The organism is Nocardia wallacei (assembly GCF_029869545.1).
In the GTDB taxonomy this organism is placed as follows: domain Bacteria; phylum Actinomycetota; class Actinomycetes; order Mycobacteriales; family Mycobacteriaceae; genus Nocardia; species Nocardia wallacei_A.
The window spans coordinates 1-24,708 of sequence record NZ_JARWQD010000118.1 but is presented as its reverse complement, the minus strand read 5'-3'; the positions used below and the strand labels follow the sequence as shown (position 1 = coordinate 24,708).

Here is a 24,708-nt window from a genome sequence, read left to right as displayed (position 1 = left end):
CGCGCCTTCCCCCCGGGCTCGGGGGCTGGGCTCCCTCCCGGCGTCGGGGCGGCCTGTCTTTCTGGGTGGCTGGGCGGGGCCTGGTTGTCGGCGTGTGTGCGTGGCCTGGTTGTCGGCGTGTGTGCGTGGCCTGCTTCTCGGCGTGTGTGTGCGCGACCTACTCTCCCGCGCGTGCGTGCGCGACCTACTTTCCCGGCGCGCTTGCGCGATCTACTTCCCGCCCCATACGCGTGTGAGCCCTACGTCCTCAGTGTGTTCGTGCGCGGCCTACCTCCGGGCACGCGCGTGCAGCTCCATATCCCGGTGTGCTCGTGCGGCGTCATCTTCCGGTGTGCTCGTGCATGTCATCTTCCGGTGTGCTCGTGCACGTCATTTTCCGGTGTGCTCGTGCGCGTCATTTTCCGGTGTGCTCGTGCACTTCCCGTTTCCCGGCGTGCTTTTGGCCGGGATCAGTCGGTGGGTTGGACCGGGGCCATGCCTGCGGAGCCTGAATTGGCTTTCGGGAGTACGGAGGGGCGGTTGGGGGTGGGGGTGGGGGACGCACCCTGGGGGATGGAGGTTTCGGGCGTGGTGGTGCCCATCAGCGGGCCGAACAGGCGTGGCAGGTCGGGCAGGGGGATCTGCGGCAGGTTCGGGTCCGGGCGCAGCTGCGGCGCGGTGGTGGTGGTGGACGAGGGCGCCTGGTTGGCGGTGGTTGTCGACGGCTGGCCGGATTCCGACGGGGACACGGGGGCGGAACTGCTCGCGGGTTGCCGCCCGGGCTGGGTCCGGCCCGGCTGGGTCTGCCCGGCGGTGGTGGTGGAGCCGCTCGGCGTGGGCGACGGCGTCGCCGTGGTGGTGAGCTGCGCGGTATCGCTGGTGCCCACGGGGCTGACGTCGTGGCCGTCGGCGGGCACCAGCTCCTTGATGCCGTAGCCGACCACCAACCCCACCACGACGACCGCCCCGGCCAGGGTGCCGACCAGCTTGGTGAAGGTGCCGGTGGAGGCGTCGGAGCCCAGGCTGATCACCGGGAAGGCGGACGGCTGCGCCGAATCCGCCACCAGCGCGGCACCCTTCGCCGTCGCGGCCTCGGGCTCCGGCACGGTGAGCACCGGGACGTCGAGCAGCTCGTCGAGACCGGCGACAACGGTCGGGATATTGGCGCCGCCGCCGATCACCGCGACCGCCTCGGGCAGCTTCGGCGCGCGGGAGAACACCGCGGCGGCGAACACCGCGGCCTCGCGCACCAGGTCCGCGATCAACTCCTCGAAGTCGGCGCGGGTCAGCTTCAGCGGCTGACCGGCCACGTGGTCGATGGTCACGGCCGGGGCGATGGACAGGTGCTCCTTGGCCGCGCGGCTGCGGTTGATGAGCATGCCGCGGTTGGGGCGGGTGCCGCGGCGAGCGAAATGGCAGTCCAGCAGGTGGTGGTAGATGAGTTCGTCGACGGCGGTGCCGCTGACGGCGGTCGTGCGCTCGGAGCGCAGCGCGGTGTCGTCGGCCAGGTCCGCCACGGTGACCGTCATGCCCGAGGCGCCCAGGTCGACGATCGCGACCGTCTCGTACCGGTCGAGCAGGCCGGTGTGGCGCAGGTAGGTGAGGGCGGCGGTGCTCTCGGGGATGAGCTGGACATCGCGGCGCTGGCGGCCGATCGCCGATCGGATCGCGACGGCCTGTTCCCGGTCGCGGTAGGCGACCGCGATCGCGCCCGGCGGCCCGGCGGCGGTCTCGGGGTGCAGGGCCGGGAGCCCGGCGGTGTGCGCGCCGACGGGGTGTACGACGTCGCGGGTGGGCATCTGGGTCGTCATCAGTTCGATCGACGACGCCACCAGATCACCGAGATCGGAATGTGCGGCGTCCGCCGACACGACCCGATAGTCGAAGCTTTGAGCGCCGTTCGGAGCGGTGGCGACAAGTGCCGAGCACACCACTTCGTTCCCGGCGGAGATGCCGAGGGATGTTCGCATGTTCACCTCCCTTCGAGCGGATGGTCACGGTGTCGCCGACCATCTCGAACGGACAGCGCGGGCGTCCGCATGGATGGCGGCCGGCCCGAGCAGTGCATCCGGCCGGGCCCTTGTCCGTTCGGGTGTCGGGACCGGCCAACGATCACTTGCGGTCTTGCTCTCGTCTCAGGCGTGCGCGATGGTCGTCGCGCGGGTGGGTGAAGCAGTTGTGTAATGCTCGACGGATCACGTGACAGAGCACCAACTGGCACGGTGTGGGGTCGGCGGGCGCAACATCACAGAGCCGTCGTCCATACTGTCACAATCCGTTATCCGAACGTTACAGATTTCGGCGATCAATTGCCACGGCTTCGGGCGTGTCGAATAGGTCGCGTTCGTAACAGCACTCGGCACTACCCAGCCTTGAGCGCTGGCACTCACGTGTATAGAGTGCTAGGTGGCACTGCGGATGTTGCTCAGGTGCCAGCTACGACTGCTGAGCAGGGGTCCCGGCACCCGCGACGACGGGGCTATGCACAGGGTCGACACCGTGACCGAAACCGTGAGTCCGGGGAACCGCCCCGGACGCGACGAATCCCCTGAAAGTGGAGGGCTCAACGTGGCGAGCGTGAACATCAAGCCGCTCGAGGACAAGATCCTCGTCCAGGCCAACGAGGCCGAGACGACGACCGCCTCCGGCCTGGTCATCCCCGACACGGCGAAGGAAAAGCCCCAGGAGGGCACCGTCGTCGCCGTCGGCCCCGGCCGGTGGGACGAGGACGGCGAGAAGCGCATTCCGCTGGACGTCAAGGAAGGCGACGTCGTCATCTACTCGAAGTACGGCGGCACCGAGATCAAGTACAACAACGAGGAGTACCTGATCCTGTCGGCGCGCGACCTGCTGGCCGTCGTCGACAAGTGACCGCGCTTCGCGCGGTCATCCCGGCGCAGGCCGGGATCGAGACGTAACGACAGTGCCCCGGTCCCCTCGAGCGGGGGCCGGGGCTACGTCGTTTCCGCCTGGAATCCAAGGAAAAGGACTTATGGCAAAGCAGATCGAGTTCGACGAGAAGGCTCGCCGGGCGATGGAGCGCGGTGTCGACAAGCTTGCCGACGCCGTGAAGGTCACGCTGGGCCCGCGTGGCCGGCATGTGGTGCTGGCCAAGGCGTTCGGCGGTCCGACGGTCACCAACGACGGCGTCACCATCGCCCGCGACATCGATCTCGAGGACCCCTTCGAGAACCTCGGTGCGCAGCTGGTCAAGAGCGTCGCCACCAAGACCAACGACGTCGCCGGCGACGGCACCACCACCGCCACCGTGCTGGCGCAGGCCCTGGTCAAGGGCGGCCTGAAGAACATCGCCGCCGGCGCCAACCCGATCGCCCTGGGCGCGGGTATCAGCAAGGCCGCCGACGCGGTCTCCGAGGCGTTGCTGGCGGCCGCCAAGCCGGTCTCCGGCGAGTCGGCCATCGCGCAGGTCGCCACCGTGTCCTCGCGCGACGAGGAGATCGGCGAGATGGTCGGCAAGGCGCTGACCACGGTCGGCAAGGACGGCGTGGTCACCGTGGAGGAGTCCTCCATGGTGAGCACCGACCTCGTGGTCACCGAGGGCGTGCAGTTCGACAAGGGTTACCTGTCGGGCTACTTCGTCACCGACCACGACAAGCAGGAGGCGGTGTTCGAGGACGCCCTGATCCTGCTGCACCGGGAGAAGATCTCCTCGCTGCCGGACTTCCTGCCGCTGCTGGAGAAGATCGCCGAAACCGGCAAGCCGGTCGTCATCATCGCCGAGGACGTCGAGGGCGAGCCGCTGTCGACCCTGGTGGTCAACGCGATCCGCAAGACGCTCAAGGTCGTCGCGGTCAAGGCGCCGTTCTTCGGCGACCGCCGCAAGGCGTTCCTGGACGATCTGGCCACCGTCACCGGCGGCACCGTGATCAACCCGGATCTGGGCATCAGCCTGCGCGAGGCCGGTCTGGACCTGCTCGGCAAGGCGCGGCGCGTGGTCGTGTCCAAGGAGGAGACCACGATCGTCGACGGTGCGGGCACCCAGGACGCCATCGACGCCCGCGTCGCCCAGCTGCGGGCCGAGATCGAGGCGACCGATTCCGACTGGGATCGCGAGAAGCTGGAGGAGCGGCTGGCCAAGCTGTCCGGCGGCGTCGCGGTGATCCGGGTCGGTGCGGCCACCGAGACCGCGCTCAAGGAGCGCAAGTACCGCGTCGAGGATGCGGTGAACGCGGCCAAGGCCGCCATCGAGGAGGGCATCGTCCCCGGCGGTGGCTCCGCGCTGGTGCAGGCGGCGGCCAAGCTGGTGGAGCTGCGCGACTCGCTGTCGGGTGACCAGGCCATCGGTGTCGAGGTGGTGCGCAAGGCACTGCAGGCGCCGCTGTACTGGATCGCCAGCAACGCCGGTGTCGACGGTGCGGTCGTGGTCAGCAAGGTCTCCGAGGGCAAGGACGGCTTCAACGCCGCCACCCTCACCTACGGCGACCTGGTGACCGACGGTGTCGTGGACCCGGTGAAGGTGACCCGCTCGGCGGTGCTGAACGCCGCGTCGGTCGCGCGCATGGTGCTCACCACCGAGAGCGCCGTGGTCGACAAGCCTGCCGAGGAGGACGAGGGCGACCACCACGGTCACGCTCACTGAGCAGGCGAACGAGCGACGGGCCGTTCACATCCCTCGGATGTGAACGGCCCGTTCGTTGTTGCGGCTGTCCGGCCATCGACTGTTCATCCGGATTCCGGCACGAGAGTCCGCGCGGAGTTCACAGATGGGCGGTGGAATCGGTCCCGTCGTGATGGCGGGTGACCCGGTGGGGGTGGCGGGCGGCCGCCGCGGGAGCCTGGTCCTCGGCGATGGCGGCCAGCAGACGATCACGGAGCGAGGCGGGCGGCTGGTCGGCCGACGCCGAGGAGAACACGGTGAGAGCTTCTCTGGTCAGCTGCACTTCCCTGTTGAAGTCCGCGCGCAGCCGCTCGTCACCCGAGTCGAGTAGCTGCTGCACTGCGCGCTGGTCCTCGTCGCCGATCGATCCGAGCGCGACCGCGTGCGCGAGATCGATCTGGCTTTCGTTCATCTCACGTCACTCCCAAACTCTTCTTCAGTCTTGTCAACCCATCGCGGATACGAGACTTAACGGTCGGTAACCCTACGCCGAGATACTCCGCTACTTCCGCATAGGTCCGGCCGCCGAAATAGGCGAGCGAGATGGCCTCTCGCTGCGTCTGCGTCAGGGTGGCCAGACCCTCCAGTACCGCCTGCTGGTCGAGTCTTCGTCCTACTTCTTCGGTGACCTCGTCGAATTCGTTACCGAGAGTGCTTGCGCCGTAAGCGACCTCGCGCTGGGCGTGTGCCTGCTCGGCACGGACGCGGTCGACCGCCCGGCGGTGGGCGAGCGTCATCAGCCACGTGACCGCCGACCCCTTGGCGGCGTCGAAGTTGGCTGCGGTGCGCCAGATTTGGAGGTAGACCTCCTGGGTCGTCTCCTCCGCGTAGCCGGGATCGTGTAGGACACGCAGCACCAGGCCGAATACCCGGGCGCACGTTCGGTCGTACAGCTCGGCGAACGCCTGCTGATCGGATCGGCCGCAGCGCACGAGAAGTGCGGCTAGTTCGATACTTTCGGCTGCGCGTGCCGTCACCGCAGAGTCTGTGCGGGGTGTCTCCACCCGCTCGTCCCCGTCCCCGACTGCTTGCTGGAACGAGTCGCCCTCTGCGGCCGGCGGCCGCGTTGTCACAACGCTCCATTCTGTGTCATCGGCCACTACCGTAGCGTGCCGCTATGACCTCCTCTCGGGTGGGGTATCGGCAAACCGACTGTGGCTCAGCGGTTTTCGGACATTCCCCGACACGCCGGAGGGTCTTTAGTGCGACACGCCGTGACACGCCGGGGAATCTGCGAAACGCTGTGTCCAATTCCGCGTACACGGGGCCCTTGTAGATGAACAGAATGCCTCCATCGGGCCGGGCCGTGTACACCGGGGCCACAGGTGGCAAGGCTTCTGGCCATCTCGCGGCAGGCTGATCGGCGGTGACCGGACGGGCCTGCGCGCCTGTAGTCGGTGTTCACCGGCCGGTAGCTCAGTGGCCGGGTGTTTGCTAGGCATTCGGCGCCCCGGGCGTTTCGGATGGGAGGAATTTCGGCGTCCGCCCGTCCGGACCGGGAGGGCGGTCGGTTCAGACGGTCACCCGGCGGCGGTTGCGCCGCGCGTGCATCTCGCGCTCGGTCTCCGACATCCCGCCCCAGATCCCGTACGGCTCGCTGACCTTCAGCGCATGGCTACGGCACTGCATGAGGACCGGGCAGGTGCGGCAGATCTCCTTGGCGCGCATCTCGCGTTGCGTGCGCGCGCGGCCGCGCTCACCATCGGGATGGAAGAAGACGGCGGAGTCCACTCCGCGGCACGAGCCGCGCATCTGCCAATCCCAGATGTCGGCGTTCGGTCCGGGGAGGTGAGTGGGCATGGGCATGGTGAACTCCTAGTGGTGCGAGCTCGTCGGCGTTGTCGAGCGGTGCTTGTCAGCAGCGGTCTGTCCGGACCCGGGCGCGGCGTGGCCGGATGAGACCTCGCCGAGATCGGGCTCGGACCGTGTCGCCGGAGCCCCGGCGATCGCAGTTCGTGGTCGCCGCAATTTCGCACGGCGCCGACGACGGCGATGACGTACGTTAGGACGCGCGGCGAAATCCAGTCAATAGTTTGTCCGTCGCCGATTTCAATACCGGCAGCTCTCAGATTTAACCTTCCTGCTATTTACATCGGGGACACCGATAGCGATACTGTTCGGTTGGCCAAGTTGCCCGGTATCCCGGCGAAAGTTGTGAGATCTCATAAATTGGCAGGTCATACCGCATTTCATTGTAAGAATGGGGTGTCCGGCCCGTTCCCCGCCGCGGGTGTGGTATGTGACGGGTGACACGGTTTCGATGAATGTTCACGAACCCGGATGGCCGTGCCGAGGCGTCCAGGTTAATTATCCGAAAAGCATACGAATTCCTAACGTACGTGCTGGCTGATAGCCGGTCCCAGTTTTACGAGATGGAAACATCGGCGTGGCTTTCTTCATGCTGAACGGTTGCCCGCGGTTCGTTGCGGCGCCGCGGCCGGGTCGGTGCGCGGCCGGATAGGGTGCGTCGGTGGAACAGTTTTCCGCGGTCCCGCGGCGGTGGCCGTCCGTGCGCGACACGGTGTTCGCCGAGGCCGCCTTCGGTGCCCGTCCCGGTATCGCCGCTGCCGAATTGCCCACCGCCGCCGATGCCCCCGAATCCTGGCTGCGCGCGGTCGTCCTGGGTGGCCAGGGCCGCTATGCCGCCGCCCGCGCCGAACTGCGGCGCACCCACCGCGCCACCGGTGACCCGGTGCTGCGCTCGCTGGCCGCCAGCGCCGAGGCCTCGCTGCTGCGCCAGCTCGGGTGGCATACGCGGGCCGCCGTCGCGGACGGCCGGGCGGTGGCGCTGCTGGCGCCCGGCCGCGCGGCGGTGCCCGAGCCGGTGCGCGCGGAGGCGATTTGCGACGCGTTGACCGGGTTGGCTGCCGATGCGCTGGGGACGGCCCGGCCGGATCTGGCGGCGCGACTGCTGGATCGTTGCCAGGCGTATCTTCCCGCCCGTTCCGAGGGGCAGCGCCCGCTGCTGCGCTGGCATTGGGTGGCGGCCGAGACCGCCCTGGCGGCACCGGGTTCGGGCCTGGTCGCCGAGCCGGCGCTGCGGCATGCCGAGACCGCGCTGGCGATCGCCGAGGCCGGTCCGTCGATCCGGCACCGAGTCAAGTCCCGTCTACTGGTCGCCGCGTCGGCGGCGGCCGCCGGTGATCTCGACCGGTCGCGCGACGTGGCCGCGACGGTGTCCGAACAATGCCGCGAATACGAACTGCTGCCGCTGCGGTGGGCCTGCGCGATGCTGCGTTCGGGAGTGGACGCGGGCGCCGCGGCCGAGCGGGCGGCGGCCGAGGCGAGGGCCTGCGCCGGCGACCTCGCTGGTCGAGGCGGTCTGCTGCGCTAGGGCGGATGTTCCGGGCGGCTGCTGATCCCCGTGTTGCCCGGTGCACAAAGGGAAGCCGCTATTGTTGGACGCGTTCCGCCGACCGGCGGAAGCACTGGTCACGAACCGACCGTGCCACTTGTAACGCCAGGAATATCTCTGACGATGACGAACACGGGCGAGGAGTTGGACGCCGCCGTCGCTGCCGCAGGGCAGGGCGATCGTTCGGCTTTAGCCCAGGTACTGGAGATCATCCGCCCACTGGTAGTGCGCTACTGCCGTGCGCGGATCGGATCCGCGGAGCGTGGGCAGCTCTCCGCGGACGACGTTGCGCAGGAGGTCTGTCTGGCCGTGATGACCGCCCTGCCTCGTTATCAGGATCAGGGTCGGCCGTTCATGGCTTTCGTGTACGGAATCGCTTCGCACAAGGTCGCCGACGCCCATCGTAATGCCGCCCGTAACAAGGCGGATGCGATGGCCGAAGTACCAGATGTCATATCCACCGACCAGGGGCCGGAGCAGCGCGCTCTCGATTCCGAAACGAGCCGGCAGATGAACAGTTTGCTGGCCACGCTTCCGGAGAAGCATCGAGAGATCCTGATCCTGCGTTTGGTCATGGGTCTGTCAGCAGAAGAAACTGCTGTCGCCGTGGGCAGTACGGCGGGAGCTATACGGGTAGCCCAGCACCGGGCGCTCGCGAAACTGAAGTCACAAGTGGCGAGGGCAGGTGAAATGTATGGCTAGGGATGGCGAGCGCGGTCGGGGCGACTGGAAGGCGCGACTTGGATCGCACGACAGCGATCCCTACGCCGAGGCATCCGGTGAGACGGGGCCGGTCGACATCGCCGCGGTACGCCGCGACGATGCGCTGATCGACGCCATCGCCGGCGATGGCACCGTAACGACGGACAGCACCGAGGAATATCAGCTCGCGACCCTGCTCGCGAACTGGCGGGCGGAGATCGTCGAGGAGCCGTTACCGGCCGGGCCGGACCTGGATGCTGTTGTCGCGTCGGTCAATCAAGAGATCGGTGCGCGGCAGGCGAGGGTTAACGGCAATCGGCGAAGTCATCTGCGGCTGATCCGCCCCATCATGGGTGCGGCCGCCGCACTCGCCCTGATCATGGGCGGAATGACGGCCTTCTCCTACAGCGCGCAGCCGGGAGATCCGCTGTGGCGGGTCAAGGAGGTGGTCTTCAGCCAGCAGGCGCAGACCACCATCGCTCAGCGCGCCGACGACGATATGACCAAGGCCGCGGCCCTCATGGATCAGGGCCGCCCGGAACAGGCCAAGGCGCTGCTGGCGAGCGCGAGCAACACCGCCACCCAGGTGAGCGACGACCAGCGCAAGAACGAGCTGGACAAACGCTGGAACGAGCTGTGGGCCCAGCTGAATACGGTCGCACCCGATATCGCCGCGTCGCTGACGCCGCCCAATCCGCCGAAGGCGACCGGCCGTCCGAGCCCGACGACCGAGGTGCCGACCACCGGCTGGCCGACGGGCGGCGCGACGACCAAACCCGGTACGACCGTGGATCCGCGCATGGGCCCCGCTCCCGAGACGGACGAGACGACGCCGGGCGGGCCGGGCGGTACCAAACCCGGTACGACCCTGCCCACCACGCCGTCCCTGCCGACCACGGGGCGGCCGACCACCCTGCCGCAGGAACCACCGACCATCGAGCCCACCGTCGCGCCGAGTACCATCGGCTCGACGGGGGCGTCGATCCCGGATCTCCCGACGCAGCGCCCCGGCACCCTGCCGGACGGGCCCACCTTCCGCCCGACGCAGCCGTCGGCCGGGTCGCCCAGCATCGGATCGCCGAGCATCGGCATCGCGCCGCCCGGGGGTTCGCTGCCCGGCAGCATCCGGTAGCGGATTCACATGCTCACGGCCGGTAACCGGCCGTAGCCGAGTCTCCTCCTCGCATCTCCTCGCATCGTGCATGAGCCGTGCGGGCGTGAACCGTGCATGAGCCGTGCGGGCGTGAACACACAACGCATCGACCGATCGCCGACCGGCGGTCGGCTTCTTTCATCTACGCGCCGGAGTCAGGCGTATGCCTGCCTACCGGAATCAGGCCTCGAAGCCCTCGAACCCGTCGCCGTGCAGCGCCTCGTTCATCGACGCGTCGGCGTACCCGCGGCAGTAGTCCCACGTGACGTAGGCCTCCGGCGTCGGGTCGTACGCGGGCTCGTGCGGGCGCACCGTGCCGTCGACCAGCAGCTGAAGCAGGTTGGCGCGCAACATATCCCAATCGTGGTAATGATCCTGCCGACAGTCCTCACAGCTGACCACGAGTCCGCGGATACCGCGGTGCGCCAGTAGCGCCTCGTAGACCGCGAGGTCGGCGAGATCCTCTTCGACCGCTAGCCGCTCGTGAGGATCCAGCGGCTCCCCCGGCTCGATGGCATCGAGCGCGGCCGACGGGTCGGAGGGGTCTCCGGCGAACGGATCCGGCGGCAGGCCAGGTGGTAGATGGTCACGCACAATCCCACGGTACGCAGAACAGGGGTGCCTGCGCCAGCGCTGGGATGAAGTTTTGGCCGTGTTCGATGACGCCGCCTCCGATGTCTCCGGCCTACGTTGCCTGGAAGGCTCCGTTTTTCGCAACCCGCGGTGGTGCGCGGACCGCAACCGCACGGCGTTCGCCGGTTGCTCGAGATTGTCGGCGTGTCGCGCCGGGCGGGTGTGGCGGAGATAACTGCGCCGAGTCGCGTGGCCGTTCGATTTGCGCGGTCGATACCATGGACGGAACAGGTGCCGGGTATCGATCTTCGGCTCCGCCATTCCGCCAGCTGTTCGCGATCCGGGTGGTTCCCCGGTTCGTTGCTTTCGAGGTCCAGGAGGGGTCGATCCGATGAGTAGTCCCGTGATGGGCGAACGCGCCGCCCGTCCGAGCGGTCAGGCCCCGGAGGAGGCAGCTGGCGTAACCACGCAGGGGCCCCGCTCGGGCGGCATCGGATACGGCCCTCATACGGGTGGTGATGATCCGAACAAGATCGCCATGCTCGGCCTCACGTTCGACGACGTGCTGTTGCTGCCGGCCGCTTCGGATCTCATCCCCAGCTCGGTGGAGACCTCCAGCCGGCTGACCCGCGAGATCACGCTGCGCACCCCGCTGGTGAGCTCGGCGATGGACACCGTCACCGAGGCCCGCATGGCGATCGCGATGGCCCGCTCCGGCGGCATGGGCGTGCTGCACCGCAATCTCGCCGCCGTCGACCAGGCCGCCGCGGTGGAGACCGTGAAGCGGTCCGAGGCGGGCATGGTGACCAATCCGGTGACCTGCCGCCCCGGCGATACGCTCGCCGAGGTCGACGCCATGTGCGCGCGCTACCGCATCTCCGGTCTGCCGGTGGTGGACGAGACCGGCGAGCTGGTGGGCATCATCACCAACCGCGATATGCGCTTCGAGGTCGACCAGGACCGCCGCGTCGAAGAGGTGATGACCAAGGCGCCGCTGATCACCGCGCAGGAGGGTGTCACCGCCGAGGCCGCGCTGGGCCTGCTGCGGCGGCACAAGGTGGAGAAGCTGCCGATCGTGGACGGCAACGGCCGGCTGCGCGGGCTCATCACCGTCAAGGACTTCGTCAAGACCGACCAGTACCCGAACGCCACCAAGGACCGCGACGGCCGCCTGCTCGTCGGCGCGGCGGTCGGCGTCGGCGAGGATTCCTGGTCGCGCGCGATGACCCTGCGCGATGCCGGGGTGGACGTGCTGATCGTCGACACCGCGCACGGCCACCAGGCCCAGGTGCTGCAGATGGTCGCCAAGCTCAAGACCGAGGTCGGCGACCGCATCCAGGTGGTCGGCGGCAACGTCGCCACCCGTGAGGGCGCGGCCGCGCTGGTGGAGGCCGGTGTCGACGCGGTGAAGGTGGGCGTCGGGCCGGGCTCCATCTGCACCACCCGCGTGGTCGCCGGAGTGGGCGCGCCGCAGATCACCGCGATCCTCGAGGCCGTCGCCGCGTGCAAACCGGCGGGCGTTCCGGTGATCGCCGACGGCGGCATCCAGTTCTCCGGCGATGTCGCCAAGGCCATCGCGGCGGGCGCGTCGACCGTGATGCTGGGCTCGCTGCTGGCGGGTACGGCCGAATCTCCCGGCGAGCTGATCCTGGTGGGCGGCAAGCAGTTCAAGAGCTACCGCGGCATGGGCTCGCTGGGCGCCATGCAGGGCCGCGGCCAGGGCAAGTCCTACTCCAAGGACCGCTACTTCCAGGACGACGTGCTGGCCGAGGACAAGCTGGTGCCCGAGGGCATCGAGGGCCGGGTCCCCTTCCGCGGTCCCGTCAACCAGGTGATTCACCAGCTCGTCGGCGGCCTGCGCGCCGCCATGGGCTACACCGGCTCCCAGTCCATCGCCGATCTGCAACGCGCCCAGTTCGTCCAGATCACCGCGGCGGGCCTGAAGGAAAGCCACCCCCACGACATCACCATGACGGTCGAGGCCCCGAACTACACGGGTCGCGGCAAAGGCTGACCCTGCCGCCTTGCCAACCCCGGCCGCGAAGCGATAGCCGAGCAACAACACCCGGGAGGTTTTCGGCGCGTCTCGAGTTTCAGAGGCCGGAGCGAAGCGGAGGCCAAAATACAGCGTGCCCCCGAAGCTGTGGCTTGTTACGGGAACTGGGAGTATGGGACCGTCCGCCGGTGGGAATACTGGTCAGGGCACCGTGATGTGCCGTGCCCGGGGCATGGCATTACACACATAAAGGAGAACATCCAGTGCGCGACATGGTCGAGATCGGCATGGGCCGGACCGCCCGGCGTACCTACGAACTGGACGATGTCGACATCGTGCCGTCGCGGCGCACCCGCTCGTCGAAGCAGGTGTCGCTGGCCTGGCAGCTCGACGCCTACCGATTCGACATCCCGCTGGTGGCCCACCCCACCGATGCGCTGGTGTCCCCGGAGTTCGCCATCGAGCTCGGCCGCCTGGGCGGGCTCGGCGTGATCAACGGCGAGGGGCTGTGGGCGCGGCACGCGGATGTGGCCGCGCGCATCGATCAGCTGCTCGAGGTCTCGGAGAAGGAGGGCACCGAGGCCGCGGTCGCGCTGCTGCAGCAGCTGCACGCCGCGCCGATGCAGCCGGATCTGCTGGCCGCCGCGGTGGCGCAGGTGCGGGCCGCGGGCGTGACGGTGGCGGTGCGGGTGAGCCCGCAGAACGCGCGCGCGCTGACCCCCGCCCTGGTGCAGGCGGGGATCGACCTGCTGGTCGTGCACGGCACCATCATCTCCGCCGAGCACGTCGGCGATGGCGAACCGCTGAACCTCAAGACCTTCATCGCCGAACTCGACGTGCCCGTGGTGGCCGGCGGGGTCAGCGATCATCGCACCGCGCTGCACCTGATGCGGACCGGTGCCGCCGGTGTGATCGTCGGCTACGGCTCCACGCCGGGCGCGACCACCACCGGCGAGGTGCTCGGCATCGGCGTGCCGCTGGCGACCGCGATCGCCGACGCCGCCGCCGCGCGCCGCGACTATCTCGACGAGACCGGCGGCCGCTACGTGCACGTCATCGCCGACGGTGACATCGTCTCCTCGGGGCAGCTGGCCAAGGCCATCGCCTGCGGCGCCGACGCGGCCATGTTGGGCGTGCCGCTGGCGCTTGCCCAGGAGGCGCCCGGTCGCGGCTGGTACTGGCCGTCGGCGGCCGCGCATCCCTCGGTCCCGCGCGGCGCGCTGCTCAAGTTCGCCGACGAGGACGAGCGGCCCACCTTGCAGCAGGTGCTCTACGGGCCCTCCAGCGACCCGTGGGGCTCGGTGAATCTCGTCGGTGGCCTGCGCCGCTCCATGGCCAAGGCCGGGTACTGCGAGCTCAAGGAGTTCCAGCGGGTCGGCCTGACCGTGCGCTGAGGGACTCAGCCGGTGCGGGAGACGACCGTATCGCGCAGGAATCCGCGGATGGCGGTGTTCACCTGGACCGAATGGGTCATGTTGACCGCCTGGCGGGCGCCCTCGATCTCCAGATAGCGCGAATTCGCCAGTCGGCGGGCCATATCCGCCGCGTGGGCGCGGGGGATACCGGCGCGCAGGGGATGGATCACCAGCGCCGGGCAGGTGATCTCGGGTAGTCGCTCCAGGATCGAATCGCGGCCGAGCAGGCAACCGGCGGCCACCTCGGTGGCGTGCGGATCGCGGGCCAGCCAGCGCTTGGTCCACACCGCGCGGTACCAGGGGTCGTCGCCGATCAGCCACTGCGCCAGATGGTCTGCCAGCGCCCGCCGCACGCCGGGTTCGTACCACCGGTCCAGGAATCGGCGGGAGGTCTCCAGCTCCTGCGGGGTCGGGCCGTGCGCCTCGGTGGAGATGAGGATCAGCGCCGACACCCGCTCGGGGGCCAGCAGCGCGGTCCGCATGGCGCTGAATCCGCCCTGCGAGGTGCCGCCGACGACGGCCCGCTCGATGCCGAGCTGGTCCAGCACGGTCAGGGCGTCGCGGGCGGCGGTCCAGTAGGTGAACGGCAGTCCCTTGTCGCGGGTGCGGCCGTGCCCGCGCGCGTCCCACGCGACGATGCGGAACTCCGGGGCCAGTGCGGCAACCTGCGACGCGAACATCGTTCGGTCCATGAAGAATTCGTGCCCGAGGAGTACCACCGGGCCGTCGCCGCCACTGTCCTCGTAATGGATCTCGGCATCGATCGCACGGGCGAATGGCACGAGCACGAGGATAGCTGGATCGGCCCCGGCGCAGTGCCGGGTTGCGGTCGCAGTTCCGCGGCGCTCGGTGATCTTTGCGAATACCCGAGGTGCTGCCGGTTCGCCGGGCAGCGACGTTGTGGCGCATGAGGATTCGTGGAGTCGCCAACCCATGTCCCGGACGCGGCGACCTGCTCACTAAACTGTGCGGGTGGCAGAAACCCAGCGACCGGTCCTCGTTGTCGACTTCGGAGCGCAGTACGCGCAGCTGATCGCCCGGCGGGTGCGCGAATCCAGCGTGTACTCCGAGGTGGTTCCGCACACCATGACCGTCGAGGAGATCGCCGAGCGGCAGCCGCTGGCGGTCATCCTGTCGGGCGGCCCGGCCAGTGTGTACGCCGAGGGGGCGCCGCAACTGGATGCGCGGCTGTTCGACCTGAACGTGCCCGTATTCGGCATCTGCTACGGATTCCAGGCGATGGTGCGGGCGCTCGGCGGCACGGTGGCACACACCGGCACCAGCGAGTACGGGCGTACCGAACTGAGCATCGACGGCGGCCTGCTGCACGACGGCCTGCCCACCCGCCAGCCGGTCTGGATGAGCCACGGCGACGCGGTGACCGATGCGCCCGCGGGGTTCGAGGTCACCGGCACCACCTCGCGCTCGCCGGTGGCGGCATTCGAGGACCGGGAGCGCCGGTTGGCCGGTGTGCAGTACCACCCCGAGGTGCTGCATTCGCCGCACGGGCAGCAGGTGCTGAGCCGGTTCCTGCACGAGATGGCGGGCATTCCGGGCTCGTGGACCTCGGCGAATATCGTCGACCTGCTGGTGACGCAGGTGCGCGAGCAGATCGGCGACGGCCACGCCATCTGCGCGCTGTCGGGCGGCGTGGACTCGGCCGTTGCCGGCGCACTGGTGCAGCGGGCCATCGGCGACAGGCTGACCTGTGTGTTCGTCGATCACGGCCTGCTGCGGGCCGGGGAGCGCGAGCAGGTGCAGCGCGACTTCGTCGCGGCGACCGGGGCGAAGCTGATGACCGTCGACGCCGTGGACAAGTTCCTCGGTGAGCTGAAGGGCGCCACCGACCCGGAGGACAAGCGCAAGATCATCGGGCGCGAATTCATCCGCTCCTTCGAGGACGCGGTGGCACAGATCGTCGAGGAGACCTCCGCGGAGGCCGGGACGGGGCCCACCCCCGCCGTGGAATACCTGGTGCAGGGCACCCTCTACCCCGACGTGGTGGAGTCCGGCGGCGGCACCGGCACCGCGAATATCAAGAGCCACCACAATGTCGGCGGCCTGCCCGAGGATCTGGAGTTCGAACTCGTCGAGCCGCTGCGCCTGCTGTTCAAGGACGAGGTGCGTGCGGTCGGGCGCGAACTCGGGCTGCCCGAGGAAATCGTTGCGCGCCAGCCGTTCCCGGGTCCGGGGCTGGCCATCCGCATCGTCGGCGAGGTCACCCGCGACCGGCTCGACACGCTGCGCCAGGCCGATGCCATCGCGCGCGAGGAGCTGACCGCGGCCGGGCTGGACAAGCAGATCTGGCAGTGCCCGGTGGTGCTGCTGGCGGATGTGCGCAGCGTGGGCGTGCAGGGCGACGGGCGCACCTACGGCCACCCGATCGTGCTGCGTCCGGTGACCAGCGAGGACGCCATGACCGCCGACTGGACCCGCCTGCCCTACGAGGTGCTCGAGCGGATCTCCACCCGCATCACCAACGAGGTGGCCGAGATCAACCGCGTCGTCCTGGACGTCACCAGCAAGCCCCCGGGGACCATCGAGTGGGAGTAGGGGCCGTGCCCGCCGCTGGCGCCGGAGGCCGACGCCACGCTGCGGTGTAGTCCGAGAGATCGCCACCGACAAACCAGGTCCGCTACGCGAACGGTAATGGGCGAGGTTGTGGCCGTTGTGGATTCGTATCAGCACCGGAGAAGCTTCCGGCCGCCTGCAGTTGCCACCCCGGGTGGGCCGTCATGATATGGCGCGCCGAAAACTCCGAATTTGGTGGGAACCGTCCGGGACCACGGCACGTCATACCTAATGTCCGACCAAGAAGGGGTAGGGAGCGGAGCAGTTCGCCGGAGTGGACGACCGGCGCTCCGTCCTCGACCCACTAGTCGATATTGGAACCTCTTGTACCCCAACCGAACTGGGGATGGCCCGACGCTGCGTGGACGCCGACGAGAATCGGCGGCCTCGTCGGGTCCGGAAGGCGGTAATCATGATAGCGATCGATACGGTGCTGGTACAAAGCATTGCGGCGGATCTGGTCACCTCCGGCCAGAACGTTCTGGAACTGGCTTCGACGGTGAGATCTACTGCTGCGCAGGTCAATCCGTCCAAGGTGGGGCAGAACTACCGAGAATTCGGAGACCGGCTCTCGCTCGCCTGTACCGACACCGCAGCCGTTCTGACGCGGTGGGGCGCCAGCATCGATGACTGCGCGAGCGCGCTGAACCGCAGCGTCGGCGCCTACCGGACCCAGGAGCGGGACAACACGGCCTCCATTGCGGGCACGAGACTGAATATAGCTGCGTGATGGATACTTTCGAGTTGAACGTCGAGACCATGCTCGACCGCGGTGAATCCGGTCTGCAACGGCTGCAACTCTTCCTCGAGTCGTACACCGGCTGGACCGGCCGCAACCCTGCGGGCTATGACCTCACCACACTTCGCGAGCAGTACGACGCCGAACGCGGGATGGACCTCACCGATCTGTCCACCTTCGGCACCGCTCTGCAGACCCAGCTGACCACCGCGCAGGACGAAGCACGCGGCCAGTCGAACCGGACCGGTCAGATCGGGTCGGCTTGGCCGGAAGGTGCCGGTGTCGACGCATCTGCGCTGCTCTCACAGGTTTCCGCGCGCGTCGGCACCGATGTCGAGGCACTGGCCGGGGTGGCCACCGCGATTACCACCGCGACGACAGAAATCGCGGCGAGCCTTCAGCAGAAGGTCGAGACCAGTGAAACCGTCTACGGCGCTCTCACGGTCGGCGGCAAGACACCCGAAGAGGTCGAGCAGATCGTCGAGTACGCCAACGGCAACTTCGGCCTCGTGGATGACGACGCCAAGCGCAAGCTGGTCCGGGAAGTCCTGCCGGACCTGCCCGACGGCACCGACCCCAGGTCTTACTGCACCGACTGGCTCGACGACACCTTCGTTCCCGAATTCGATACCAGCGTCAGCGAATTCGTCGCCTTGAACCAGAACACGCAGTCCGCCATCAGCAATCAGTACAGCCAGTTGCTGACGGTGTTCGGCGGTCTCGATCAGAGCCCCTATCCGTCGTCGGCGACAACGGGTGATCCCACCGTCGCCGCATCGACATCGAGCACCTTGAACCTCCACTCCGACACTTCGCAAGGTGATGCCACAGTGTCGGCGGCCGCCACATCGCAACCGACAGTCACCGCAACGGATTCGGCGAAGGTGAGCCCGACCGACAATGGTCGGCAAACCGGCGATTCGCCCGCCGGCACGGTCACCACCGTCTCGAACCAGCAGCCGCAGAACACTCAGCAAACAACGAAACAGAAGGACGAACAGTCACCAGACGACGCCGGTTCAGGAGATGGTGGCGGCTCCGGAGACGGAGGGGCATCGGAGGATGGCGGCGGCACCGGCGATGGTGGCGGGTCGGGTGACACAGCATCGGTGAACAGTCAGATTACAGAGACCGCCCAAACGGTGAGCACCGCCACCTCTGCGATCAGCTCGGTCGTGGACTTGGGCGTGAAGATCGCCGAACTTCCGTTGACTCTCATCGATAAGGTCATCGAGACCGCAAGCAACGCAGCCAATCTCGCGGACACGATCACCAATGCATCCTCGCCCGATGTCGGCGAACAGCCCGGAGCCGACGATCCGAAGGGGACCGGCGATCCCCGGGGAAGCGGCGGCCCAACCGACACCGGTCGGCCGGTGGATACCGGTGCCGAGGACCAAGCCGGGCCCTCCGGAACCGAGGCCAACGACCAAACCGGGGCCGGTAATCCGAGCGGAACCCCGTCCCCGGCCGATCCGAAAGTCGAATCCCCGGCGGGCACTCCCAGTCGGCCGGCATCGGCCGATGTTGCGGGCACCACCGCCGGGCCGACCGACGGTGCCAGATCGACATCCGCTTTCGGGTTGCCGATGTGGTCGCCGACAGCGGGCAGTCGGGGCGCCGATACGGAGCACGTCAGCACGATTGCACCGCATCCGCGAAAGGACGACGAGGAAGAAGACGCCGAGCCGAGGGAAACTCCCGCGGCGGCCACCGACGAGGCCGGGTCGGCCGAGAATTGACAACAGCAGCACCGATCGCTGAGCCCCAGCGAGCGCACGAGATCGATCGAAGGTTGCAGGTAACCATGACTGATCCGAGTCAGGTAGACCGTGGCGAACGAGGCGTTGCGCGGATGCTGCCGAGGATGCTGGACGATACCGAAACGTCCTCCAGCCCAGGAATATTCGCGCATCAAAGCCTGCGCGATTACGTGGCATCGGTGGATGGTCTGTGGCGGAGGCTTTTCAGTACACCGCTGCGTGCCGAGTTCGCCCACTACGACGAATTGAACTCGCGGCCCGGCGTGGACGGCACGCCGATCATGCTGCCGGTCAACTCCGAGTACCAAGCCGAGGCATTGCACACGGTGCGGGCGCGTCACACCCTGAGCTTCATCGTTGCGGTCACGAACGACGTCACCGGCCACTCGACGTATTCCGCGATCCGTTCCGGGGCAAACCTCGTGATCAACATCGCGATATCCGGTGCGCGGCAAGCCGAGATTCTCCGTGCACACCTCGACGAATATGTGCGATCGGACCGAACTGCAGCGGCTCCACGGCTCCGGAAGGACGGCCACCGCACGCTGAACGATTCCGACGAGCGGTTGTTACAGATGCTGTGCTCGTCGATGACGGTTGCCGAAATCGCCCGCCAGAACAACATGTCCGAGCGTTCGATGTACCGACGTATTCGGACTCTGTACGACACGCTGGGAGTGGACAGCCGTGCAGAGCTGATCAGTTCGACGAAACAGGACGGCCTCGGCCCGCCCCTCACCGCCGTGCCGGTGTGATCACCGATCCCCGGGACACACCGGGAGAGCCAAATCAGATGGGCACCAAAGGAATATGATCCGGCGGTGACAAACGAGAAAACGCCGAAGCAAGCGCCCAATCGTCGTTCGGTCATCGTGGGATCCACGGCTGCCGTCGCAGGTCTCGGAATCGGGGTTGCCGCAGCGAAGATCGGCGACACGGACGACCCTGCGCCGACCACCGAAGGTTCCTTCACGGTTGTCGACAACCGTGGCAAACAACGATTCCTACTTGCAACGGCGAAGCCACCGATCATCCTCGGGGGCAAGACGTATCCCGCGCAGACACGGCAGGGACCGGAAGCCTCATACCTGCTGTTCAACGATGAGAACGGCAACGAGAAGGGTGGTATCGTCGCCTCCGGCAGTGGCGCCCAAATCTCATTCGACTATCCGAACGGAGACGCCATTCATTTGGGTGCCAATTGGGAAGGCGAGCCGGCGGGCGCTGCGCTGACGATGAAGAACATGGGCGACCCGAACACGTCGCCAGAGGAAGCGAATCATCCCATGGGAGTGCGGTTGTTCGCTGACACCCGGAACGGAACTGGGCTCACACTGTGCGATCCGCAAGGGCGACCGCGCATATCGTTGCGAGTGGCTCCGGACGGCACCCCGTCGATTGCGATCCTCGATGAGCATGGGGCCATTATCAGGCAACTCTGACCGCAGTGTGTGCCTGTCGGACAACCGGTTTGCCGTCGTGCTCACCACCCAGGCAATATCCAGGGCTACCCATTGCCCCCGCAATTGCCTGGCCGCCACCGGCCCGACACATTTGATGGGTGACGTCTTCGTTGCCGATGGCGTCGATGGCGGCCAGGGCAGGTAGGGCAATCCAGGCCGGCACGACTGCCATCAAAATGTACTTGGTCACGGCTTTACTCCTCGAGATTATGCGTCGGAAATATCCGACGGTGTGCATCAGGCTATTGCTCGGGGAGCGGTACGTCTAGGTGATGTCATTCTTCTGGCAGAACTATGGCAGCCCGCCACTTCCGGGCGCTTCCACCACGGTCTCCAGGCAGTCAGGCCGATGGCAGACCGATTTCGTTGACACTCCATGTCTGTCGATGAAAACTTGATCATGTCGATAGAACGCATTGAGTATCAGCCCGAGGAGTCGATTTGCGGTTCGAAAGTTACTGTATTCGCGATCGCGAATTCTTCAGCGAATCTTCGCCTCCAGCTGATACCGGCTCGGCATGGCCTACATGGGAGATGCCGGGATACGTGGTGGAGAACGACGGCTATTGGACGCATTTGCTGCCGAAATCCAGTCGCCGATTGGAAGATCAAGGTTGGAAGATCCATCTGAGCTCGGCGTTCGGAAGCGAGCAGCAGGTGATCCGAGCGGCAGTAAAGATTTGCGGAGATCTGGCCCTGCCCTTCAAGTATGTTTCCGCGCCGGGCCTCTACCGGTTGGCCAACTCCAAGAATGCCGATCGGACTACCGCAGGAAAACTTGTCACGATCTATCCGCCGGCCGTACATCTGCAACAGACACTGGACCGACTCGAGGAAGAGCTCGGCGACATCGCCGGGCCGCACATATTGACTGATGTGCGCTGGAGAAACGGGCCGATATTTGTTCGGTACGGAGCGTTCATAGAGATGCGGAACGACGGCAGATATTGCATACGTAACCCGGAGGGCTCGTGGGAAGAAGACGTGCGTCAGCCGTGGTTCACATGTCCGGAATGGGTCGATATACCTCCATTCTTGCGACCGTCTGTCGAACGGAGGAACCTTCACGCGGTTCCGTTATCGATACATGCGGCAGTAAAGCATTCGAATGCCGGTGGGATATATCTGGCCGAGTGGCTCGAAACCGGCCTGGAGATCCTGGTGAAGGAAGGGCGCCGATATACCGGATACACGAGCGACGGTGCCGACGGATACAATCGGATTTCCAGCGAAGCGCGAGTTCTCCGTGAACTGAACGGAGTGGGGGCCGGCCCACGGCTCATGTGGGACGGCGAACTTTCCGGACACTACTTCATCGCAATCACTAGGCATCCCGGCATCACGTTGCAGCGATGGATGGCAAGTAACATGCCCATATACGACGATAGTCGACAGGCATGGGAAGAATATGCCACAGACTGTGAGCTTATCGTAGCGGGATTGATAGCGGCAGTTTCAGAACTGTCAGAGGCGGGATTCGTTCACGGGGACCTCCATCCGCAAAATATTATGGTAGATCCGGAGACGATGACGATCGGACTGGTCGACTTCGAAACAGCGGTGCCGATCGGGAGCGGTGCGGCACGCGGCATAAATGCACCCGGATACTCGGTACCGGAGGGAATGGACCCACAGTATATCGACCGCTTCGCTGTTACGACGATCGTCACCGATATGTTGACTGGTCGTGTGGAGCACGAAGATATCACCGCCGAGCGGTACAATTGGTCGCTATCGGCGTTGCTTGATCGGCTGGAATCCCGTGATGGCTCGATTCCGCCGGCAGTGCATCGGCTCATCTCGCTCAGGCGGGAGATGCTACGCAACATGCGGCAGTCCGAAAATGGTGCCGAGCCGCCGACCGATTTCCTTGCGAGGTTGCGAGAAGATCTACCCGCGGTCGCCGTAACCGCTCGTCAGCGGATCGGCCATCTGCCGGTGCACTACGAGGCGCTCGAGGACGAACTGTGCGGCCTCGGTCTGGGTGCGGCGGGACACGCGCTGGCATATGTCGAGGACCCGCACGACGTGGTTGTTCGAGATCTCGTACAGGAAGCCGAGAGGAGCCGACGCGCTGGCTTGTTCGACGGATTGTGCGGGTCGGTCTACGCCTTGCTGTCGTTGGGCGCCGAAAAGGAAGCGCGCGCGTTGCTGAGCGATGGGAATCTGATAGGTCGCGCGCCGGGTCTTCGGGTCTTCGATGGTGTAGCCGGAATCCTTCTGGCCGCACTGAAGATGGAATCCTATCCGATGATCGTCAAGCACATTACCGATGACATCGAGAACGATATTGCGATTTTCGCTCGTGAGTATCTGACGGGTTCGGACTGGAATCCCTCTGTTTCTGCGGTCCGTACCAACCGATTCGCGGCGCAGTCGTCCGGACTCGTCTACGGAGATCTGGGAATGGCCTGGCTATTTTCGGCAGCGTACCGGCGATATGGGAAGATCCTGTTCCTGGACGCCATGAACCGAGCGCTGCTGGCGGAGCTCCGTCGCTATGAGCTGGATTCACGAGGGGGGTTGCAGTTCAAGGACAATGGGCGTCTACTTCCCTACTTGGCAACCGGGTCCGCCGGCTTCGGTGTTGTCCTCCATGATCTCGACACCGATGTGGTGGACCCTGTGGTCGTCGATGCCGTCGACGACCTAATTGTGGCCGGTTCGCCGACCATGTCTACCGGCTGTGGTCTGTTCAACGGATACACCGGACTGTTCTACGGTGCAAACGGCCTGCGGAAGTTCGTCGGCAAGCCATGCCGACCGCTCACCGATCTGGAAACCGTAGTACGAGGTATGGCGGTCCCGATGTCCTTCGGCAGATGGGCCGTACCCGGTGACGAAAATCTACGAATTACGACAGACCTGGCGACCGGTGTGAGTGGAATAGTCCACGCGGTAAATATGATCTGCCAGGACTTTTACGGGCTGATTCGCCCACTGTAGACGTGGCGCGCCGAACGCGCCATGAGTCTCGCCCCGCGAGGCACGAAAATCACAATGAGAAGGATGGAACAAATGTCGCACCTTGATGTGCTCGATCTTCAGAAAGTGACAGCTCAGACCGGCGGTGAATATCAGACCGTCACCAGCACGATCAGCTGGTCTCGTTGCGGCGGTGTCAGCGCACTGAGCCACAACAAGTGCGGATGGGACTGATCCACAGGCGTGATCGGCCGTAGCAGTGTGCCGCCTGGGCTTCTCCCTTTCGGCGCCTGCTACGGCAGGTCCTGTCAATCGTCAGAATTAGACCGTACGAAATACGGGGATACCGTCATGAGAATGGCACGAGTGGCAGGCGAGGAACCCCATCGGGACGCCCGGTTGCTGGTTGCGCTGGACAATCTGACCGAACCGGACTGGGTCGGAGATCGGCGAGATGTCGCGGAGGCGGGCACACTGACAAATTTGCGGAAGCTTCCGAAACTGATCGGCGCCACGGTTGTCGCCGGGTGGCGAACCGCACCTGGATTGGTGATCGCGGCTGGCTTGATCAGTGTGGTCGGCGGGTGCCTCACGGCATTCGGGCTGCTGGCCACCGCGGATGCCCTCGGCGTGGTGATGAAGTCCGTTGTGACACCGGAACACCTACTCGATTCGACGGATGAGATCGCTGTCGTGATCGTTGTCTTTGCTGCACGAGCAGGAATTGACAGCCTGCATAAAGTGATCGAGGCGTGCTTACGTCCACACATTGCGCATGCAGCCGAGAATCGCATTGCCGGTGCGGTTTCCCGTACAGACCTGATTGCCTTCGAAGACGCGAGCTTTCGTGAGCTCGCAAGGCAGGGTGGCCAGCTTGGGGTGCGAGCACTCGCAAATGGTGTGGCACCTCTGCTGGGGACGGTGTCCTCGTTGGTTACGGTGGCCGCGTCGGTAGTAACATCCTCCATCTTTCACCCCACCATGGCGGTGGGCCTCCTCGTTGCATGTGTCCCGTCGGCATGGGCCGCGGCCAGAAGCAGTCGATTGAATAATTCGTACATGCTCGAGTCGGTGTCCGATCATATGAAGAAATCCATTCTCGGAGATGTTACTACCGACCGTTCGTTCTCGCTCGAGAGGACTGCATTTTCGCTACGTACGAGATTGCTCGATGAATTGCAGATCGTGTCTACTCGGTTGCGGCGGAGGGAAATCGAGTCCGCCGTTCGCCGTGCTCGTATTCAGCTGGTTGGCAGGGCATTGGTCGGCTTGTCGGCAGGATGTGCGTTCGGACTTCTGTTCGCATTGGTCTATTTCGGCAGGATGGATATTGCCGTAGCGGGCGCGGCCCGAGGAGGAAATACCCATTACAAAGCAATTGTTGCACCGACGGGCACCAACCAGTTTAAATTAAAGGTGTATGGAGATGGGATTTAAAAAAAAGCCGAGCGACGAA

General features: G+C 66.2%; 22 protein-coding genes. 15 read left to right on the top strand and 7 right to left on the bottom strand.

Annotated elements, in window-relative coordinates:
- Positions 1-449: 449 nt before the first annotated feature.
- Positions 450-1,949, bottom strand: a complete 1,500-nt coding sequence (locus QH290_RS09370; protein WP_280264188.1) for a DUF7159 family protein — start codon at positions 1,947-1,949, stop codon at positions 450-452.
- Between the two features lie 598 nt (positions 1,950-2,547).
- On the opposite strand from QH290_RS09370, the gene groES reads away from it, so the two are divergent.
- Together groES and groL are read left to right on the top strand one after the other, a co-directional pair.
- Positions 2,548-2,850: a co-chaperone GroES gene (groES, locus tag QH290_RS09365; RefSeq protein ID WP_187685248.1), complete on the top strand. Its 303-nt coding sequence runs from the start codon at positions 2,548-2,550 to the stop codon at positions 2,848-2,850.
- A gap of 121 nt (positions 2,851-2,971) precedes the next feature.
- Positions 2,972-4,579, top strand: coding sequence for a chaperonin GroEL (groL, locus tag QH290_RS09360; RefSeq protein WP_280382573.1), 1,608 nt, complete (start codon positions 2,972-2,974; stop codon positions 4,577-4,579).
- A gap of 118 nt (positions 4,580-4,697) precedes the next feature.
- Here the strand turns inward: groL and QH290_RS09355 are convergent, their stop codons facing one another.
- From QH290_RS09355 to QH290_RS09345, 3 genes are all read right to left on the bottom strand, one after another.
- The gene (locus QH290_RS09355) at positions 4,698-5,009 is read right to left on the bottom strand and encodes an RskA family anti-sigma factor (RefSeq protein WP_280264191.1); all 312 of its coding nucleotides are present in this window, start codon (positions 5,007-5,009) and stop codon (positions 4,698-4,700) included.
- A 1-nt stretch (position 5,010) separates the two neighbouring features.
- On the bottom strand, positions 5,011-5,574 hold the full coding sequence (locus tag QH290_RS09350; protein WP_425301592.1) for a sigma-70 family RNA polymerase sigma factor: 564 nt from the start codon (positions 5,572-5,574) through the stop codon (positions 5,011-5,013).
- Positions 5,575-6,109: 535 nt separating this feature from the next.
- A complete protein-coding gene (locus QH290_RS09345; protein WP_280264193.1) occupies positions 6,110-6,403 on the bottom strand; it encodes a WhiB family transcriptional regulator in 294 nt (97 codons plus the stop codon).
- A gap of 664 nt (positions 6,404-7,067) precedes the next feature.
- Between QH290_RS09345 and QH290_RS09340 the strand changes: the two genes are divergently transcribed.
- From QH290_RS09340 to QH290_RS09330, 3 genes are all read left to right on the top strand, one after another.
- Positions 7,068-7,931 (top strand): hypothetical protein, encoded by an 864-nt coding sequence (locus QH290_RS09340; protein WP_280382572.1) that lies wholly within the window; start codon positions 7,068-7,070, stop codon positions 7,929-7,931.
- A gap of 144 nt (positions 7,932-8,075) precedes the next feature.
- Positions 8,076-8,654 carry a sigma-70 family RNA polymerase sigma factor gene (locus tag QH290_RS09335; protein WP_068014750.1) on the top strand — a complete coding sequence of 193 codons (579 nt, stop codon included), beginning with the start codon at positions 8,076-8,078 and terminating at the stop codon, positions 8,652-8,654.
- A complete protein-coding gene (locus QH290_RS09330; protein WP_280264199.1) occupies positions 8,647-9,786 on the top strand; it encodes an anti-sigma-D factor RsdA in 1,140 nt (379 codons plus the stop codon). The genes QH290_RS09335 and QH290_RS09330 overlap by 8 nt, the downstream gene beginning before the upstream one ends.
- Positions 9,787-9,987: 201 nt before the next feature.
- Here QH290_RS09330 and QH290_RS09325 read toward each other — a convergent pair whose 3' ends face one another.
- A complete protein-coding gene (locus QH290_RS09325; RefSeq protein WP_068014746.1) occupies positions 9,988-10,401 on the bottom strand; it encodes a DUF5319 domain-containing protein in 414 nt (137 codons plus the stop codon).
- 517 nt (positions 10,402-10,918) lie between these two features.
- On the opposite strand from QH290_RS09325, the gene guaB reads away from it, so the two are divergent.
- On the top strand, positions 10,919-12,394 hold the full coding sequence (gene guaB, locus QH290_RS09320) for an IMP dehydrogenase (RefSeq protein WP_280264234.1): 1,476 nt from the start codon (positions 10,919-10,921) through the stop codon (positions 12,392-12,394).
- 245 nt (positions 12,395-12,639) lie between these two features.
- On the top strand, positions 12,640-13,770 hold the full coding sequence (locus QH290_RS09315) for a GuaB3 family IMP dehydrogenase-related protein (RefSeq protein ID WP_280264201.1): 1,131 nt from the start codon (positions 12,640-12,642) through the stop codon (positions 13,768-13,770).
- Positions 13,771-13,775: 5 nt separating this feature from the next.
- Here QH290_RS09315 and QH290_RS09310 read toward each other — a convergent pair whose 3' ends face one another.
- Positions 13,776-14,573 (bottom strand): alpha/beta fold hydrolase, encoded by a 798-nt coding sequence (locus tag QH290_RS09310; RefSeq protein WP_280382571.1) that lies wholly within the window; start codon positions 14,571-14,573, stop codon positions 13,776-13,778.
- Between the two features lie 184 nt (positions 14,574-14,757).
- On the opposite strand from QH290_RS09310, the gene guaA reads away from it, so the two are divergent.
- From guaA to QH290_RS09285, 5 genes are all read left to right on the top strand, one after another.
- On the top strand, positions 14,758-16,344 hold the full coding sequence (guaA, locus tag QH290_RS09305; protein ID WP_425301593.1) for a glutamine-hydrolyzing GMP synthase: 1,587 nt from the start codon (positions 14,758-14,760) through the stop codon (positions 16,342-16,344).
- Between the two features lie 430 nt (positions 16,345-16,774).
- Complete coding sequence (locus QH290_RS09300) at positions 16,775-17,092, top strand: hypothetical protein (protein ID WP_280382570.1); 318 nt, start codon at positions 16,775-16,777, stop codon at positions 17,090-17,092.
- Positions 17,092-18,843, top strand: coding sequence for a hypothetical protein (locus tag QH290_RS09295; RefSeq protein WP_280382569.1), 1,752 nt, complete (start codon positions 17,092-17,094; stop codon positions 18,841-18,843). Before QH290_RS09300 ends, QH290_RS09295 begins: the two co-directional genes overlap by 1 nt.
- A 125-nt stretch (positions 18,844-18,968) precedes the next feature.
- Positions 18,969-19,619 carry a helix-turn-helix transcriptional regulator gene (locus QH290_RS09290; protein ID WP_280382568.1) on the top strand — a complete coding sequence of 217 codons (651 nt, stop codon included), beginning with the start codon at positions 18,969-18,971 and terminating at the stop codon, positions 19,617-19,619.
- A 66-nt stretch (positions 19,620-19,685) separates the two neighbouring features.
- Entirely contained in the window at positions 19,686-20,306 is a 621-nt protein-coding gene (locus QH290_RS09285; protein WP_280382567.1) for a hypothetical protein, read from the top strand.
- On the opposite strand, the gene QH290_RS09280 is transcribed toward QH290_RS09285, so the two are convergent.
- Entirely contained in the window at positions 20,293-20,517 is a 225-nt protein-coding gene (locus QH290_RS09280) for a hypothetical protein (RefSeq protein WP_280382566.1), read from the bottom strand. The two genes, QH290_RS09285 and QH290_RS09280, sit on opposite strands and share 14 nt — an antisense overlap.
- 251 nt (positions 20,518-20,768) lie before the next feature.
- Between QH290_RS09280 and QH290_RS09275 the strand changes: the two genes are divergently transcribed.
- The 3 genes from QH290_RS09275 to QH290_RS09265 all read left to right on the top strand — a co-directional run bounded on the left by QH290_RS09275 (position 20,769) and on the right by QH290_RS09265 (position 24,689).
- Positions 20,769-23,273: a class III lanthionine synthetase LanKC N-terminal domain-containing protein gene (locus QH290_RS09275; RefSeq protein WP_280382565.1), complete on the top strand. Its 2,505-nt coding sequence runs from the start codon at positions 20,769-20,771 to the stop codon at positions 23,271-23,273.
- A 63-nt stretch (positions 23,274-23,336) separates the two neighbouring features.
- Positions 23,337-23,486, top strand: a complete 150-nt coding sequence (locus QH290_RS09270; protein WP_280264220.1) for a class III lanthipeptide — start codon at positions 23,337-23,339, stop codon at positions 23,484-23,486.
- 123 nt (positions 23,487-23,609) lie between these two features.
- Positions 23,610-24,689: a hypothetical protein gene (locus QH290_RS09265; protein ID WP_280382564.1), complete on the top strand. Its 1,080-nt coding sequence runs from the start codon at positions 23,610-23,612 to the stop codon at positions 24,687-24,689.
- The last annotated feature ends 19 nt before the right edge of the window (positions 24,690-24,708 follow it).